The organism is Glutamicibacter sp. M10, from assembly GCF_025452055.1.
In the GTDB taxonomy this organism is placed as follows: Bacteria; Actinomycetota; Actinomycetes; order Actinomycetales; family Micrococcaceae; genus Glutamicibacter.
The window spans coordinates 1,778,401-1,794,710 of sequence record NZ_CP104918.1; the positions used below are offsets into that span (position 1 = coordinate 1,778,401).

At 54.7% G+C, this 16,310-nt stretch carries 16 protein-coding genes and 2 pseudogenes; 11 read left to right on the forward strand and 7 right to left on the reverse strand.

The annotated features are described in order from the left end of the window. Positions 1 to 2: 2 nt before the first annotated feature. The 5 genes from N6V40_RS08730 (at position 3) to N6V40_RS08750 (ending at position 5,043) form a co-directional block, all read left to right on the forward strand. Positions 3 to 821 (forward strand): thiazole synthase, encoded by an 819-nt coding sequence (locus N6V40_RS08730; RefSeq protein WP_131088659.1) that lies wholly within the window; start codon positions 3 to 5, stop codon positions 819 to 821. After that, positions 821 to 1,978 (forward strand): ThiF family adenylyltransferase, encoded by a 1,158-nt coding sequence (locus N6V40_RS08735; protein ID WP_262197336.1) that lies wholly within the window; start codon positions 821 to 823, stop codon positions 1,976 to 1,978. Before N6V40_RS08730 ends, N6V40_RS08735 begins: the two co-directional genes overlap by 1 nt. A 44-nt stretch (positions 1,979 to 2,022) precedes the next feature. After that, positions 2,023 to 2,508 (forward strand): GNAT family N-acetyltransferase, encoded by a 486-nt coding sequence (locus N6V40_RS08740; protein WP_262197338.1) that lies wholly within the window; start codon positions 2,023 to 2,025, stop codon positions 2,506 to 2,508. Positions 2,509 to 2,714: 206 nt separating this feature from the next. Then, positions 2,715 to 4,622 carry a translational GTPase TypA gene (gene typA, locus N6V40_RS08745; RefSeq protein ID WP_131088656.1) on the forward strand — a complete coding sequence of 636 codons (1,908 nt, stop codon included), beginning with the start codon at positions 2,715 to 2,717 and terminating at the stop codon, positions 4,620 to 4,622. Next, on the forward strand, positions 4,603 to 5,043 hold the full coding sequence (locus N6V40_RS08750) for a hypothetical protein (protein ID WP_262197339.1): 441 nt from the start codon (positions 4,603 to 4,605) through the stop codon (positions 5,041 to 5,043). Before typA ends, N6V40_RS08750 begins: the two co-directional genes overlap by 20 nt. 71 nt (positions 5,044 to 5,114) lie before the next feature. Here the strand turns inward: N6V40_RS08750 and N6V40_RS08755 are convergent, their stop codons facing one another. Next, on the reverse strand, positions 5,115 to 5,624 hold the full coding sequence (locus N6V40_RS08755; protein WP_131088654.1) for a helix-turn-helix domain-containing protein: 510 nt from the start codon (positions 5,622 to 5,624) through the stop codon (positions 5,115 to 5,117). Positions 5,625 to 5,728: 104 nt separating this feature from the next. Next, positions 5,729 to 5,959: a putative acetyltransferase gene (locus N6V40_RS08760; protein WP_131088653.1), complete on the reverse strand. Its 231-nt coding sequence runs from the start codon at positions 5,957 to 5,959 to the stop codon at positions 5,729 to 5,731. Positions 5,960 to 6,173: 214 nt separating this feature from the next. Between N6V40_RS08760 and fdxA the strand changes: the two genes are divergently transcribed. The 4 genes and pseudogenes from fdxA to N6V40_RS08780 all read left to right on the forward strand — a co-directional run bounded on the left by fdxA (position 6,174) and on the right by N6V40_RS08780 (position 9,757). Continuing rightward, positions 6,174 to 6,497: a ferredoxin gene (gene fdxA, locus N6V40_RS08765; protein WP_131088652.1), complete on the forward strand. Its 324-nt coding sequence runs from the start codon at positions 6,174 to 6,176 to the stop codon at positions 6,495 to 6,497. Positions 6,498 to 6,508: 11 nt separating this feature from the next. Next, positions 6,509 to 7,623 (forward strand): annotated as a pseudogene (gene dapC, locus N6V40_RS08770) (succinyldiaminopimelate transaminase). Between the two features lie 98 nt (positions 7,624 to 7,721). Then, a complete protein-coding gene (locus tag N6V40_RS08775) occupies positions 7,722 to 9,011 on the forward strand; it encodes a citrate synthase (protein WP_131088650.1) in 1,290 nt (429 codons plus the stop codon). Between the two features lie 137 nt (positions 9,012 to 9,148). After that, on the forward strand, positions 9,149 to 9,757 hold the full coding sequence (locus N6V40_RS08780) for a hypothetical protein (protein ID WP_131088649.1): 609 nt from the start codon (positions 9,149 to 9,151) through the stop codon (positions 9,755 to 9,757). Positions 9,758 to 9,846: 89 nt separating this feature from the next. Here the strand turns inward: N6V40_RS08780 and dapD are convergent, their stop codons facing one another. Then, entirely contained in the window at positions 9,847 to 10,803 is a 957-nt protein-coding gene (gene dapD / locus N6V40_RS08785; protein ID WP_262197342.1) for a 2,3,4,5-tetrahydropyridine-2,6-dicarboxylate N-succinyltransferase, read from the reverse strand. Between the two features lie 82 nt (positions 10,804 to 10,885). Here dapD and dapE point away from each other — a divergent pair, with 82 nt between their 5' ends. Next, positions 10,886 to 11,962, forward strand: coding sequence for a succinyl-diaminopimelate desuccinylase (gene dapE / locus N6V40_RS08790; RefSeq protein ID WP_262197344.1), 1,077 nt, complete (start codon positions 10,886 to 10,888; stop codon positions 11,960 to 11,962). A gap of 78 nt (positions 11,963 to 12,040) precedes the next feature. Here dapE and N6V40_RS08795 read toward each other — a convergent pair whose 3' ends face one another. The 4 genes from N6V40_RS08795 to N6V40_RS08810 form a co-directional block, all read right to left on the reverse strand. Further along, positions 12,041 to 12,898: an amino acid ABC transporter permease gene (locus N6V40_RS08795; protein ID WP_262197346.1), complete on the reverse strand. Its 858-nt coding sequence runs from the start codon at positions 12,896 to 12,898 to the stop codon at positions 12,041 to 12,043. A 52-nt stretch (positions 12,899 to 12,950) separates the two neighbouring features. Then, positions 12,951 to 13,628 carry an amino acid ABC transporter permease gene (locus N6V40_RS08800; protein WP_131088645.1) on the reverse strand — a complete coding sequence of 226 codons (678 nt, stop codon included), beginning with the start codon at positions 13,626 to 13,628 and terminating at the stop codon, positions 12,951 to 12,953. Between the two features lie 138 nt (positions 13,629 to 13,766). Continuing rightward, positions 13,767 to 14,594 (reverse strand): glutamate ABC transporter substrate-binding protein, encoded by an 828-nt coding sequence (locus N6V40_RS08805; protein WP_131088644.1) that lies wholly within the window; start codon positions 14,592 to 14,594, stop codon positions 13,767 to 13,769. Between the two features lie 31 nt (positions 14,595 to 14,625). Further along, positions 14,626 to 15,357: an amino acid ABC transporter ATP-binding protein gene (locus N6V40_RS08810; RefSeq protein ID WP_207306504.1), complete on the reverse strand. Its 732-nt coding sequence runs from the start codon at positions 15,355 to 15,357 to the stop codon at positions 14,626 to 14,628. A 177-nt stretch (positions 15,358 to 15,534) separates the two neighbouring features. On the opposite strand from N6V40_RS08810, the pseudogene N6V40_RS08815 reads away from it, so the two are divergent. Next, positions 15,535 to 16,310: pseudogene (locus N6V40_RS08815) on the forward strand (TIGR00730 family Rossman fold protein).

Sequence of the window (16,310 nt, forward strand, 5' to 3'; positions counted from 1 at the left end):
ACATGGACGCGCACGAGCTTACAGAACTTAACGCAACCACGGACCCATTTGTTGTTGCTGGCCGAACTTTTTCCTCACGCCTGATCCTAGGTACCGGAGGTGCTACCTCGCTGTCCACGCTGGAAAGTGCACTTCAAATTTCCGGGACAGAACTCACCACGGTAGCCATCCGCCATTTTTCAGCATCCGGTTCAGGCAACGTTTATGAGTTGCTGCAACGCAATGATGTGATTGCTTTGCCCAATACCGCTGGATGCTTCACCGCACGCGACGCCGTGCTCACCGCACAGCTGGCCCGCGAAGCGTTAGAAACCAACTGGATCAAGCTGGAAGTCATCGCTGATGAGGACACGCTGCTACCTGATCCATTGGAACTCTATTGGGCCACCGAACAGTTAGTGGCTGATGGCTTTGAGGTTTTTGCCTATACCAATGATGATCCCGCCCTGGCCCAACGCTTGCAGGATGCGGGAGTTGCTGCAATCATGCCTGCTGGCGCACCCATTGGCTCAGGTTTGGGGATCCTGAATCCACACAATATTTCCACCATAGTTTCGCGTTCCAACGTTCCAGTCATTCTTGACGCAGGGGTGGGTACCGCCTCGGATGCGGCGCTTGCCATGGAACTTGGCTGCGATGCAGTACTGCTAGCTAGCGCAGTGACCCGGGCGCACAATGCTCCACTGATGGCCGCCGCAATGCGCGACGGAGTTAAAGCCGGTAGGGCGGCATACTTGGCCGGCCGAATCCCCAAGCGCGATACCGCACTGGCCTCCTCACCTGAAGAAGGCATGATGCAAACGCTGGTCGGTGAGTTCTAATGACTCGCCCTGCATTGTGTGAACCGGCAACAGATTTTGAAGCCGGTGCGCTTGCACGCTACTCGCGACACCTCACACTTCCTGGGGTAGGCGAAGAAGGCCAACGGCGAATCCTCAACGCCAAAGTACTGATCATTGGAGCCGGAGGATTAGGCAGTCCCATCGCCAGTTATCTCATCGCGGCCGGCATTGGACATATAGGGGTGCTAGATGACGACAGTGTTGAAATATCTAATCTTCAGCGTCAGATCATTCATCGTGAAACCGATATTGGTAATCCCAAGGTCCACTCGGTGGCCAGAATAGCTCTAGAACACAACAGTGATGTCAAGGTGGAAGCCATTGATCAAAAGCTGAGCAAAGACAACGCTATTGAACTCTTCACCGACTACGACTTAGTTATCGACGGTAGCGATAACTTCGCCACCAGGTACCTTGCCTCAGACGCAGCAGAAATTACCGGTACGCCATTGATCTGGGGAACGCTGTACCAATTTTCTGGTCAGGTTTCGGTTTTTGATCCGCGTACCGGTCCGATGCTGCGGGACCTCTTTCCCGAAATTCCGGATGCTGATTCGGTGCCCAGCTGCGCCGAAGGTGGAGTCTTCGGAGCGTTATGCGGAGTAGTCGGTTCAGTGATGAGCACCGAAGCGCTCAAACTCATTACCGGAGTTGGAGAAACGCTCTCCGGCAAGCTCTGGCTCTACGATGCGCTGTCGGCCAGTGTGCGAACCTTAGGATTTTCACTTGATCCGCAACGTACTAAAGTCACTGAGCTAGGGGACTATCAGCCAGTTGCTTGCACAGTAGAAAAAGCAGTAGAAAAACCAGTAGCCCAGTTAGAGGTCACAGCACTCCAATCAATGCTGCAAGAACAGGAAGTTCTCTTAGTAGACGTTCGCGAGGGGTGGGAGCGGGACATCGTAGCCATTCCGGGAAGTATTCACTTACCGCTGGCGAAGGTGCGCGATGAGGCTGTGCACACAATTCCTGCCGAGGCCCCGTCCGTAGTCATGGTGTGCAAGACCGGAGTCCGCTCCCAGCAGGCAGTAGAAATTGCTGCCAAGGTACTTCCAGAATCTTGCCGCCTCTACAGTCTTGCCGGCGGAACCCTAGCCTGGCATTTGCAGGTAGAAGGCGAAAAAATTAGTTACTAGTAGTCAATGCCTAATAGGGAGTTGCTGGCTGGCATAATGGCCACATGATCACCAGTGAACCCTTGGAAATTCGTGAGCTAGCTAGTCAAGATGAGCAGCAGGCCGTTGACGCTCATAATTTGATGCTTGTTGAAGACTTCGAGTTCCTTCCAACGTGGTCCGCTGATGAACACTGGGAAGATTACATTTACCGCATGAAGGCCGGGCGCCGCGGGGAGCATGTCCCGCAGGGTTGGGTTCGTTCTGCACTATTTGTAGCTTTTGACCAAGCTGGTGAACTTGTTGGGCGTGTATCGGTCCGGTATGAGCTCAATGACTCACTGCTTCAATTTGGTGGACACATCGGTTACGGCGTCGTTCCAGAATTTCGTCGTCGCGGTATTGCCGCTGAACTGTGCCGGTTCGCTCTAAACGAAGTGCGTGTTGCCGGAGTGGACCAAGCGCTACTTACCTGCGACAGCACCAATGAAGGCTCCAAAGCCACAATTAAAAAATGTGGGGAGTGCTGGACGCGGAACTTCCCGAAGTAGCGCACTCAGGTGGACCTAGCACGCTGCGTTTCTGGATTCCGACGGCAACGGAAAGCTGAATTTTTCACGATTTTCGCGGAAATTCTTGTATGTTCTGACACAGAGCACCGGAGTACTTGCTTCGAGAGCGTAAACTGGATTGTTGGGTCGACTTTGGCCCCGACCCCTTAGATCTAAAATCCTCGAGCGGAAGTGAGCCTTCACGCATGTCAGATAACACCATTAGTCGCGACGAACTTCGTAACGTAGCCATCGTTGCACACGTTGACCACGGAAAGACCACCCTGGTTAACGCCATGCTCCAGCAGACTGGCGCATTCGACAGCCATGGTGAAACCGAAGATCGCGTGATGGACTCTGGCGAGTTGGAGCGCGAGAAGGGCATTACCATTCTTGCCAAGAACACCACCGTGTTCTACAACGGCCCAGCCGCTGACGGCAAGGCAATGACCATCAACGTTATCGACACCCCGGGTCACGCTGACTTCGGTGGCGAGGTCGAGCGTGGCTTGTCCATGGTTGACGGCGTGGTTCTGCTCGTTGATGCTTCTGAAGGCCCATTGCCTCAGACTCGCTTCGTGCTGCGTAAGGCACTGAGCGCAAACCTCCCAGTAATCATCGTGGTTAACAAGACCGACCGCCCTGACTCCCGCATCGATGGCGTCATCTCTGACTCCATGGACCTGCTGTTGGGCTTGGCTTCGGACTTGGCTGATGAAGCTCCAGACTTGGATCTGGACGCCATCTTGAACGTTCCTGTTGTCTTCGCTTCGGGCAAGGCCGGTTACGCTTCGATGAACCAGCCAGCCGATGGAACCCTGCCAGACAATGAAGATCTTGAGCCACTGTTCGAGACCATCATCAAGCACGTTCCTGCTCCGACCTTCACCGAGGGTGAAGTTCTTCAGGCACACGTAACCAACCTTGACGCATCGCCATTCCTTGGCCGTCTGGCACTGTTGCGCATGATCAACGGCACCCTCCGTAAGGGCCAGCAGGTTAACTGGGCTCGCCAGGATGGCACCATGAAGCAGGTCAAGATCACTGAACTGCTTGCCACCAAGGGTCTGACCCGTGTTCCAGCTGAAGAAGCTGGTCCAGGCGAGATCGTTGCAGTTGCTGGTATCGAAGACATCATGATTGGTGAAACCCTCACCGACCTTGAGAACCCTAAGCCACTTCCACTGATCACCGTTGATCCACCTGCGATCTCGATGACCATCGGTATCAACACCTCGCCACTTGCTGGCAAGGTCAAGGGCGCTAAGGTTACCGCCCGCCAGGTGAAGGATCGCCTGGACAAGGAACTGATCGGTAACGTTTCGCTGAACATCCTGCCTACCGAGCGTCCAGACGCTTGGGAAGTACAGGGTCGTGGCGAATTGGCACTGGCTATTCTTGTTGAGCAGATGCGTCGTGAAGGCTTCGAGCTGACCGTTGGTAAGCCACAGGTTGTGACCAAGGTTGTTGACGGCAAGGTTCACGAGCCAATGGAACGCATGACCATTGACGTACCAGAAGAGTACTTGGGTGCTATCACCCAGTTGCTGGCATCGCGCAAGGGTCGCATGACCGACATGGCTAACCACGGCACCGGCTGGGTTCGCATGGAATTCATGGTTCCTGCACGTGGCCTGATCGGCTTCCGTACCCGCTTCCTGACCGACACCCGCGGCGCAGGTATCGCATCGTCCTTGGCTGAAGGCTACGAGCCATGGGCTGGTCCAATCGAATACCGCATCAACGGTTCGATCGTTGCTGACCGTGCTGGCGTTGTGACTCCATTCGCAATGATCAACCTGCAGGAACGCATGAACTTCTTCGTCAAGCCTACTGAAGAGGTTTACGAGGGCATGATTGTTGGCGAGAACTCCCGCGCTGATGACATGGACGTAAACATCACCAAGGAAAAGAAGCTCACCAACATGCGTGCAGCTTCCTCGGATAGCTTCGAGAACCTGACCCCACCACGCAACCTGACTCTGGAAGAGTCCCTCGAATTCGCTCGCGAAGACGAGTGCGTAGAGGTTACCCCGGATGCAGTTCGTATCCGCAAGGTTCTGCTGAACGCTAGCGATCGTGCCAAGGCTACCCGTGCACGCGCTCGCTCCTAATCAGCGCAAAAATAACCAAGGCAGCAACCTCTCCGCGCTCTGGCGTGGTGCGGTTGCAGCCTTGGTAGCAGGATTATTCGGTACTGCAATTCACGCGTCCATCTCCTATGTCGGCAACGACATTCCGGTGGTGTGGGGCGTGGGTGTTGCATGGCTGTTGCTAGGCATCTTGGTCTACTGGGCTGCGGTTTCTTCACAGAAGCTGTGGGCCGGGGCCTTGGCCTTCATCGGTTGCTACGTCTGTGTTGGCCTGATTTCCTACGTAGGAAATGATCAGCTCATCCTGAGCATGCAGTACTACAAATATCTGCCGGGCCCGGCCATTGCTTCGGCCTTGTGGATGTACGGAATGATTATTCCTGCAATTATTGGATTGGTGTTGGCGTTGCGAAATATTCGCAAACAGCACCGAGCCAACTAACACAGAAGGTGTTCTTCCCAGTGGGAAGAACACCTTCTGTGTTTAACGAAAAGTTTTTGTTGCTGCACCAATCAGCGATCTGCCGGAGCACTTCCGGTGACATCCAAGTGGTGAGCCAAGAAGAGGGAGGTGGCTACACCGTCTTCTTCTGGATCTCGCATTGCGTAGTCCTCAATGACCGTGCGTAACCGAGACATCATTTCTTTTTGGGATGCTTCGCTTAGCTTCAGACCGACGCGGATCACCTGAATTTCTTCGGGAGCCAGCCCATCAATCTCTTGCAGGAAGGTGTCCACGAGCATCGGAGCTGCATCGGGGATACGTGTGCCCCAGGACTGTTTGGTGCTGCGGTAGGGAACCTCTTTAGCCCCACGATTGCCGCGGCGCGCTTCTTCCGGCTCCAGATAACCATTGGTAACTAGGGTGCGCACATGGTGTAACGATGTGGCCGGATTGAGCTCAAGAATGTCCGCAATTTCCTTGTTGGTTCGTGACTCGTGGAGGCACAAACGAAGGATTCGAAGCCTCAGCGGGGAGCTGAGTGCCCGAGCTCGCGATTGGACATGTTTGTCGGATGGCATGGAATCAGCATACGCGAAATTCGATAAGTGATTGGCAGAGTCAAATCACATGTCGCAAAGAATCTGAACACAAACCACTGGCCAGTAGTTCAGTACAGAGCACTTTAGCTGCGAGGCCGGCGTCTAGCCGGTGGCGGAGGAACACGCTTTGCGTGAGTAATCGAGGAACGGTCAATACGCACCAGCTCCGAGCGTGTCTTCACGCTAATCGACTCTTCGGTAATCTCTTGCACTTCACCCAAAGCATCGCTAAATTTTTCTCCAGCCTGAGCATTGCTCAACCGGTATCGAACGACGATACGGTCACCAGTAGCCAGATCACCAAAACTAAGCATTTTTGCGCGTCATCTTTTCGTAAGAAGAATTCATCTAAAGCCCAAGAAGCCGAAATGTGAATCGTCGGTTACGTCACAGCAGGTACATGGGCGCAAAGATGTATTGATATCAGGACTAGACTGTAGTTCGAGCCGGTTAGAGATTCAAAGAGCATCACAGAATCCTGCTCGCTCGTGTTGAAACCATCAAGTGCAAGGAAAGGTCTCGGCCCTCGTGACTTACATCATCGCTCAGCCCTGCGTCGACGTGAAAGACAAGGCGTGTGTCGAAGAGTGCCCGGTAGATTGTATTTATGAAGGCGAACGCTCGCTATACATTCACCCGGATGAATGTGTTGACTGCGGCGCCTGCGAACCAGTCTGCCCCGTTGAAGCCATCTACTACGAAGATGATGTGCCCGACGAATGGGCTGACTATTACAAAGCTAACGTCGACTTTTTCGATGAACTTGGTTCCCCAGGTGGCGCCGCTAAAATTGGTAATACCGGTACTGATCACCCAATCATCAGTGCACTGCCACTTCAGAACCAAGGCTAGGTTTTACTTTTATGCTTAAGCTCCCCGATTACCCCTGGAACCAGCTCGCACCATATCGCGAGCAGGCTGCAAAGCATCCAGGAGGGGTCGTGGACCTTTCGATCGGCACGCCGGTCGATAACACCCCGCAGGTCATTCAGGACGCGTTGGCTCAAGCGGCAAACTCTCACGGATACCCCACCACGCATGGAACCGTTGAAGTTCGCCAAGCCATTGTTGACTGGTTTGCGCGTCGCCGTAACGTTACGGGCTTGAGCATCGATGACGTCATGCCAACGGTTGGCTCCAAGGAGATGGTGGCCTGGTTGCCACTGCTTCTGGGAATCGGCGCCGGGGATATAGTTGTCCGACCAAAGATTGCCTACCCAACCTATGACATCGGTGCACAGCTGGTCTCGGCTACCCCTATCGCCACCGATGATCTTGATGAACTGAGCGCCGAGGAACTTTCTCGCGTTAAGCTCATCTGGGTCAACTCGCCAGGTAATCCCACCGGCAAGGTGCGAGCTAGTGCGCAACTGCGCCAGATCGTTGAGCAGGCTCGCGAAATTGGTGCTGTGGTCGCCTCCGACGAATGTTATGCGGAACTGGGTTGGGAAGAATATGAAGGCCAAGTGCCTAGCATTCTTGACCCAGAAGTGAGTGGGGAAACCTCGATAACTTACTAGCGCTGTACTCGCTGTCTAAGCAGTCCAACTTGGCTGGCTACCGTGCCGCTTTTGTAGCTGGTGCACCAAACCTCATGCCAACGCTGGTCAACAGCCGCAAGCATGCTGGCATGATCGTTCCCGGTCCCATCCAGCACGCCATGGTGGTTGCGCTTGGCGATGACGAACATGTGGCACAGCAGCGCGAAATCTACCGTGCCCGCCGCGAAGCACTTCGCCCAGCACTAGAAAACTTCGGACTGCGGATCGAAGATTCGGTCGCTGGTTTGTACCTATGGTGCACCGCGGACCGTCCGAGCTTCGAAACAATTGAAGCCCTAGCCCAGCTAGGAATTGTTGCAGGCCCTGGCGCCTTTTACGGCGCTGCAGGAGAACGCCACGTACGCGTGGCATTGACCGCCTCCGACGAACGGATCGCGGCCGCCGTTGAACGGCTGAATTCTTCCGCCAACCGGTGAAGATGACAGTCTGATTAGCGAGATAGGGTCCAGTCGCGGTATGTTCTAAGGTGACGACTGACCTTTCGGAACTACACGCTTTCCGGTTAGGAGAAGCAATGACAGATACTACATCTGCGCAGCTACAATTTGGTGATACCAACCTTGAGCTACCGGTTATCCCGGCTGCTGAGGGCAACGACGGTTTCGCTGTAGCACCACTATTGAAGACCACCGGGAACGTGACCTACGATCCTGGCTTCATGAACACCGCGGCCACCAAGTCCGCGATCACCTACATCGACGGCGATGCAGGTATCCTGCGTTACCGTGGCTACCCAATCGAGCAGTTGGCTGAGAAGTCCAGCTTCATCGAGGTAACCTACCTGCTGATCTACGGCGAACTACCTACCGCTGATCAGCTGGCAGAGTTCGACAACTCACTGCGCCGCCACACCCTGCTGCACGAAGAGCTCAAGGGCTTCTTCGGTGGCTTCCCACGCGACGCACACCCAATGCCAGTGCTGTCCTCGGCCGTATCGGCATTGTCCACTTGGTACCAGGATTCTCTGGATCCAAAGGACTCAAAGCAGGTCGAAAGCTCGACCCTGCGCCTGTTGGCAAAGCTTCCAGTGTTGGCTGCTTACGCCCACAAGAAGTCCATCGGACAGGCACTGCTGTACCCAGATAACTCGATGAACATGGTCGAGAACTTCCTGCGCCTGTGCTTCGGCACCGCCGCAGAGCCTTACATCCAGGATCCAGACGTAGTCAAGGCACTTGACCTACTGCTGATCTTGCACGCGGACCACGAGCAGAACTGCTCGACCTCCACCGTGCGCCTGGTAGGTTCCTCGGAAGCCAACATGTTCGCTTCGGTTTCTGCCGGTATCCACGCACTTTCTGGCCCGGCCCACGGCGGCGCCAACGAAGCTGTGCTCAAGATGCTGCGCGAAATCCAGTCTTCGGGCATCTCTCCAGAAGAATTCATGGAGAAGGTCAAGAACAAGGAAGACGGCGTACGCCTGATGGGCTTCGGCCACCGCGTGTACAAGAACTACGATCCTCGCGCAAAGATCATCAAGAAGACCGCTCACGACCTGCTGGCAAAGCAGGGCAAGAACGAGTTGCTTGATATCGCGATGAAGCTGGAAGAAACTGCCCTGAACGATGAGTACTTCATCTCGCGCAAGCTCTACCCGAACGTAGACTTCTACACCGGCTTGATCTACACCGCTATGGGCTTCCCTGAAAAGATGTTCACCGTACTGTTCGCGATTGGACGCCTTCCAGGCTGGATCGCACAGTGGCGCGAAATGATCAAGGATCCAGAACTAAAGATCGGCCGCCCACGTCAGCTGTACATGGGTGAAACCGAACGCGACTACCCAGGCTACACCAAGCCATAAGGTAGCGTACGAACGCTCACAAGAGGCTTGCCATCCGTATAAAGGATGGCAAGCCTCTTGTCTGTTTTAAGCGTGCATACGGGAGTATTCTTTGACTTTAAGACCGCGAGGGTATGCCCAAAAGTCAGGTGGTACGCATGTACTTTCGTCGTGGAAACAACTGGTCATTGGCCATCAAGACCGATCAAACGATGCTCATGGCTTTGTACTTGAGGGAGTTGGGCGGTGTGGATCCGGCTGAGGCCGGACCGAACTCCCGACTGTCCTCAACGATCAAGAATCGCAACGGTGCTGATTCTTCGCACGGACAGTTTAAGCAAGAATGGAGCGCGTGGTGGGGGACTCTCACGGCCGCTGACATTGCTGAAGAACAGGCAGAAGAACAAAAACTGCACGAAAGACTGGACGCTGACGGGTTCCCTGCGCTGGCAAGACTAGCCCGCGCTCATTACGGTCAGGCAACTGTTTTTGCGCAAGCGCATGCTCAACACTTTGAGCAGCAAAGTCCCAGCTACGTTCCGCGCAGACTAGATGAGTTGGAACGGATTTTGATAGACCACGGAGTTGAACACGATACGAAAAATGCAACCCAAGAGATTCAACTCATTGATGTGCCGCTGGATGAGCCCCGAGCATGGCTGGCTGGACCGGGCACCATTGTTGCAAGTACATCCTTGATGAAAGATGCTGGTGCTTTCCGCGGTTTCATTCAGCCCATGGTCACCATCATTTTCCCTGGGGACTAAAAACAGCAGGTTACAGAAAACAGTGAGGGTAGGCGGAACGATGTTCCGCCTACCCTCACTGTTCAAAGCTCGCACAAAAGCGAGAAAATTTAGTTAGCGTGCAGTGCGCTGTTCAGCTCAACAGTCTGACCCGCGCGAGCCAATGCTTCGACCGCACCGGTAATCGAGTTGCGGCGGAAGAGAAGGTTTGGAACGCCGGAGAGCTCCAAAGCCTTCACCTGCTTGTCGCCCAAGAGTACGCGGGTGCCCGCGGTGACGTAGAGGCCGGCTTCAACCACCGAGTCGTCACCGATGGAGATGCCCACACCAGCGTTGGCGCCGAGCAGTACTCGCTCCCCAATGACGATGCGTTCCTTGCCACCACCCGAAAGGGTGCCCATGATCGAGGCGCCGCCGCCTACGTCGGAGCCGTTGCCCACGATGACCGAGGCCGAGATGCGTCCCTCAACCATCGAGGTGCCCAAGGTGCCGGCGTTGAAGTTTACAAAGCCTTCGTGCATCACGGTGGTGCCATCAGCCAGGTGAGCGCCCAAGCGCACACGGTCAGCATCAGCAATACGGACGCCCGAAGGTACAACGTAGTCAACCATGCGTGGGAACTTGTCTACACCGTAAACGGTGACAGCACCTCGGGAACGAAGCTTTAGACGGGTTACTTCGAAGCCTTCAACCTGGCATGGACCGAAGTTGGTCCAAACGACGTTAGCCAAATGACCAAAAATGCCGTCAAGGTTGATGGTGTTTGGCTGCGCCAAACGGTGGGATAGTACGTGCAGACGAAGCCACACATCTGCGATATCGGCGGGAGCCACATCGAGGTCAATGGTCATCGAGACCACTTTCTGAGTGGTGCCACGAGCAGCGTCATCCTGAGCGGCAGAAGCCAACTCACGAGGCAGGGAATCAGCCTCTTCTAGTTCACCAAGCACAGGTGCTGGGTACCAGACGTCGAGGACGGATCCATCTGCTGCGATGGTGGCAAGCCCGTGGCCTGAAGCCAAGCGTACGGAGGAGTCACTGGAGGTAGTCACAGTTTCTGAAGTCATACACTGATCGTATCGTTGTTGCCCCGGGTAACGTTGATAGATGACAGGCTAGTGAAGCTAGAAACGTAGGACTGTGAATACCGTGAACGAATTGGACCTGCGACAGGACGTCGCAGTGCTGACCGAGCAGATCATGAACATTGAATCTGTCTCCGGAAACGAACAAGCCATCGCCGATCAGGTACATGAGGCGTTGTTGAAGCTGGAGCATTTGCAGGTTCACCGTGACCAAGACGCGATTGTTGCCCGCACCAACTTTGGGAGTGAGCGCCGGGTTGTGCTGGCCGGGCACTTGGACACCGTTGCCTTGCCTCGTACTGAAGGTGCACTAGGCACCGTTCCAGCACAGGTGATTAACGGTGTGCTCTACGGACGTGGAGCCACCGACATGAAGGGAGGCGTTGCCGTTCAGCTGGCCCTTGCCGCCGAACTCACCGATGCTAAGTACGACGTGACCTATGTCTTTTATGATCATGAAGAAGTAGAAGCAGCCAAGTCTGGATTGGGCCGTCTGGTACGCAACAGTCCTGAACTTCTGGAAGCTGATTTTGCCATCCTGCTAGAGCCAACCAACGGCACCGTTGAGGGCGGATGTAACGGAACTAGCCGTTTTGTCATCCGAACCCACGGTAAAGCTGCGCACTCGGGCCGCGCATGGATGGGGCACAACGCCATTCATGATGCTGCCCCAATCCTGCAACGCCTAGCCGACTACCAGCCACAGACCATCACCGTTGAAGGATTGGACTACCGCGAAGGGATGAATGCGGTACGTATCAATGGTGGTATCGCAGGTAACGTCATTCCCGATTACTGCGAAGTCGAAATCAACTACCGCTTTGCTCCGGACAAGACTCTGGCCCAGGCCGAGGCATTGGTCTTTGAACTCTTTGAGGGCTTTGAGATTGAGCGCACCGATGGGGCCGAAGGTGCCAAGCCAGGGCTCAATCAGGAAATCGCCGCAGACCTAATCAAGATCCTTGGCCAGGAACCGAAGCCTAAATACGGTTGGACGGATGTGTCCCGCTTCTCTGCCCTCGGCGTTTCAGCGGTCAACTTTGGTCCGGGCGATGCGTTGCTGGCACACAGCGATGACGAGCACGTGGCGCAGGAAGATATCCGCACCTGTCTAAACTCCTTACGCGCCTGGCTAAGCTAACTAACGCTCTTGGCAACTAATGGCCACAAAAATGCTCTCGCTGCTTGAAGCAGCGAGAGCATTTTTGTGCCTGATTATTTAGACGCCAGGATTATTTGGATCCTTCTCGGCGCTGTCCACCGAACCGGCAGCTAAGGCACCGGCAGGTGCACCAACCAATTCAGCAGGGGCATCCTTGGACTTCTTGACGCGACTGCTCAAACGCTTCGAAACCATCTCTGCGATCTTGCTCAAGGTGAAGTTGATCAAGATGAAGATGACCGCAGTAACGATCAAAGCCTGCAAGACGTTGCCATTAGGCGAGGAGTAGGTGCGGGCGAAGAACAACAGTTCGTTGAAGCTGATGATGTAGCCAAGAGCCGAGTCCTTCAGGATCACGACAAACTGACCGATCAACGCTGGCAACATAGCCACCAGAGCCTGCGGAATCTCGATGTGACGCAACGACATGCCACGGGTCAAACCGATAGCGATGCCGGCCTCACGCTGCCCCTTAGGCAGGTTGTGAACACCGGAGCGAACCAGCTCGGCGACAACGGAGCCGTTGTAGAAGACCAGTGCGGCCACTACAGCCCACAACGCAGTATCGCCAGGTAGCTCCAGGGAGCGTGCGAAGAAGACGTTGAAGAACACGATCATCAGCAGCACTGGAACAGCGCGGAAGAATTCCACGATGACAGTACAGAAACCATTGATGAGTTTGTTCTGCGAGAGTCGACCTACACCGAAGACCAGACCAAAAATCACCGAACCGATGATGCCCAGGATGGCTGCCTTCAGGGTGTTGACCAGACCGGGCAACAGGTAGTTCTTCCAGGTGCTTGCCTGAACGAAGTCATCCCACTGCTCAGGCCTCATCTGGCCCTTACCAGCGAGGCCAAAGAAGATCCAAGCCACAACGCCCAACGCGATGATCGCGCCGACGATGTTGATCATCAGGATTCGGCGACGTGCTTTCGGACCGGGTGTATCAAAAGAATTGATGCGCTCATCGTGCCACCGCCAACTTCTTAGATAGCCAGGTTGTTACTAGGCCAACTGGGATCACGATGATCACAAAGCCAATGGCGAAGGTAAGGAAGATCGGGATGACGATATCGGCACGGAACTCAATCATCGACTTCATTACCGAAGAGGACTCGGTAGCCACAGAACCAACGGCAGCCACAGTGGAGTTCTTGATCAGAGCGATCAGGGTGTTACCCAACGGGACAATAGCGCCGCGGAACGCCTGAGGAAGGATGATCAAGCGAGCTGCTGGCATGAAGCCTAGACCAATAGCGCGGGCCGCTTCTGCCTGACCCAGCGGCACCGTATTCACACCAGAACGGATAGCTTCACAGACGAACGCTGCATGATACACCGCTAGACCGAGGACCGAGAGTCGGAAGAAGTTCGCTTGGAAATCTCCACCAAGGGTGAAGCCCAACTGGCCGTACAGTGCCAACACGGCGAACAAGATGATGATGGTCAGCGGGGTATTACGAACCAGGTTGACGTAGCTGGAGCCGATGGCTCGGAAGCTTGCCACGGGGGAGATGCGAAGCAACGCCAGGACGGTTCCAAGTACTAACGCTCCAATTGCTGCCCAGAACGTTAGTTGGATATTGACCCAGAATGCTCCGGGGATGTTGTACTCAGTGAATATGGATAAATAATTCTCCACTGTCAGCCTCTGTCTCGATGGCCAGTGAGGCGGCCAAGCGGCTATGGGAACGATGGACTGAAAAGTCGGTCATCGGAAAAACAAGAATGCCGCGGGGGCCAAGACAAATTGGCTTGGCCCCCGCCGCATCTGGTGCGCTTATGCGCAGGTGTCTGCGAGCTTTGGTGGATTAGTCTTCGAGTTTGGCTTGTAGCCGGTACCCTCGGTGTTCTTATCCAGCGCCTTCTGCCAGTCACCGGAATCAATCATCTTGGTGATCGCTTCGTTGATGGCCTTGCACTTGTCGGTGCCATCAGGCAGGCCAACTCCGTACTTCTCTTCGGAGAATGGCTTTCCAACAACCTTGAACTTGCCCTTGTAAGCAGGCTGTGCGGCCAAACCTGCAAGGATGATGTCATCGGTGGTAACTGCATCGATGGTTCCACCACTCATCTGAGTGACACATTCTGCGTAGCCCGGAAGCTCCTGCAGGTTGGTGCCTTCAGCGTAGTTGTCCTTGACCTTCTTAGCCGAAGTGGAACCGGTGACCGAGCAAAGATTCTTGCCGTTCAGTGCCTCAGGGCCGTTGATGTCAGAGTCAGAAGCAACCAACAGATCCTGGCCTGCAACGAAGTACGGACCAGCGAAGTCGATGACCTTGTTGCGCTCATCGGTGATCGAGTAGGTTGCGAAGATCATGTCAACCTGGTTGTTCTGCAACATGGTTTCGCGGTTGGCCGAAGGAGCTGAAACGAACTCAACCTTGTCCTCGGCGTAGCCCAATTCATTGGCTACGTACTTGGCAACGTCGACGTCGAAGCCGGTGTAGTTGTCACCATCCTTGAAGCCGAGGCCTGGCTGGTCAAACTTGATGCCGATGCGGATCTTGTCGCCGTCAGCTTCGCTGTCCGAGCCACCACACGAGGTTAGGGCCAGAGCTGCGATAGCTGCCATTGCGGCGACTTTACCCAAACGAGACTTACGCATAATTTCTCCTAATTGGATGCGGGTGATGAAATTAGTGGTTGGTGATGAGCTTGCCGAGGAAGTCCTTGGCACGGTCTGACTGTGGGTTGGTGAAGAATTCTTCAGGAGTTGCTTGCTCCACGATCTGACCATCGGCCATGAAGATGACTCGGTCAGCGGCCTTACGAGCGAAGCCCATCTCGTGGGTGACCACGAGCATCGTCATGCCTTCCTTGGCCAGTCCCACCATGGTGTCCAGAACTTCGTTAATCATTTCTGGGTCCAGGGCGCTGGTTGGCTCATCAAAGAGCATGACCTTTGGCTTCATAGCTAGTGCGCGGGCGATTGCCACACGCTGCTGCTGTCCACCGGAAAGCTGAGCTGGAAGCTTGTCCGCCTGGTTGGCCACGCCAACTCGATCAAGTAGCTGCATGGCCAAATCCTTGGCAGCAACCTTTTTCATGCCCTTGACTCGAATCGGGCCGAGCGTCACGTTTTCAAGAATCGATTTGTGGGCGAACAGATTGAAGGACTGGAAAACCATTCCGACATCTGCGCGTAGCTTGGCCAGTGCCTTGCCTTCGGAGGGAAGGGTCTGACCGTCAATCTTGATGGTGCCTTCGTCGATTGTTTCCAATCGGTTGATGGCACGGCACAACGTTGATTTACCGGAACCCGAAGGGCCGAGAATGACAACAACCTCGCCCTTGGTCACGCTGAGGTTGATGTTGTTGAGCACGTGCAACGAACCGTAGTGCTTGTTAACCCCAGTCAGCTGGACGATAGCGTCCGAGGTAGCCGACTGAGCCTGATGATCGCTGTTCATGCAATAGACATTACTGGATGTGACGCGTCCAACGCGCCACATCGAACAAGTCACATCTAGATGTTACAAAACTGTCACTTAGCCGGTACATCGACACGGTCTGGGTTGCTAGTGAATAACAGATAGAGTGAAGACATGGTTCATCAGCGAAAGAGTGAAAAGAACGCTCGCGAAGGGCAAAAACGCCACATCGAATCGAGCTGGCCTGGCAAGCGTCCCGAGGATCAGCTTGACCACTATCTCTTGGAGAGCCCACAAGAAGATGTAACGCATACCGACGTCTGGCGCGTTCTGCGTATTCAAGCTGAATTCGTTAATGGCTTCGGAACCCTCGCGGGCACCGGACCGGCGATTGCCGTCTTCGGCTCGGCTCGCACCGATCCAAAGAGCCCGTACTACAAGATGGCACACCATATTGGAACGCGTCTGGCGCAGGAAGGCATTACCACCATCACGGGTGGAGGCCCCGGCGCCATGGAGGCAGCCAATAAGGGTGCTGCGGATAATGATGGCATCTCTATTGGGCTTGGCATCGAGTTGCCCTTTGAGACAGGTCTAAATTCCTCGGTGAATAAGGGACTGAACTTCCGCTACTTCTTCGTGCGCAAAACGATGTTCGTTAAATACTCCCAAGGCTTCATTGTCTTGCCCGGTGGTTTTGGAACCTTGGATGAACTGTTTGAAGCATTGACCTTGGTGCAAACCCAAAAATCACCAGCTTCCCAATCGTCCTGGTCGGAACTGAATACTGGGGCGGCTTGGTTGATTGGTTGACCAATACCGTTGCTGTTGAGCGGGCAATCTCGCCTAAGGACTTGAACCTCTTTACGGTCACTGATGACCCTGATGAGGCTGTTGATTTGGTGCTGAACGCCGGCAAGAAAAAGACTGATTCGAAAGACGCGCTCTAG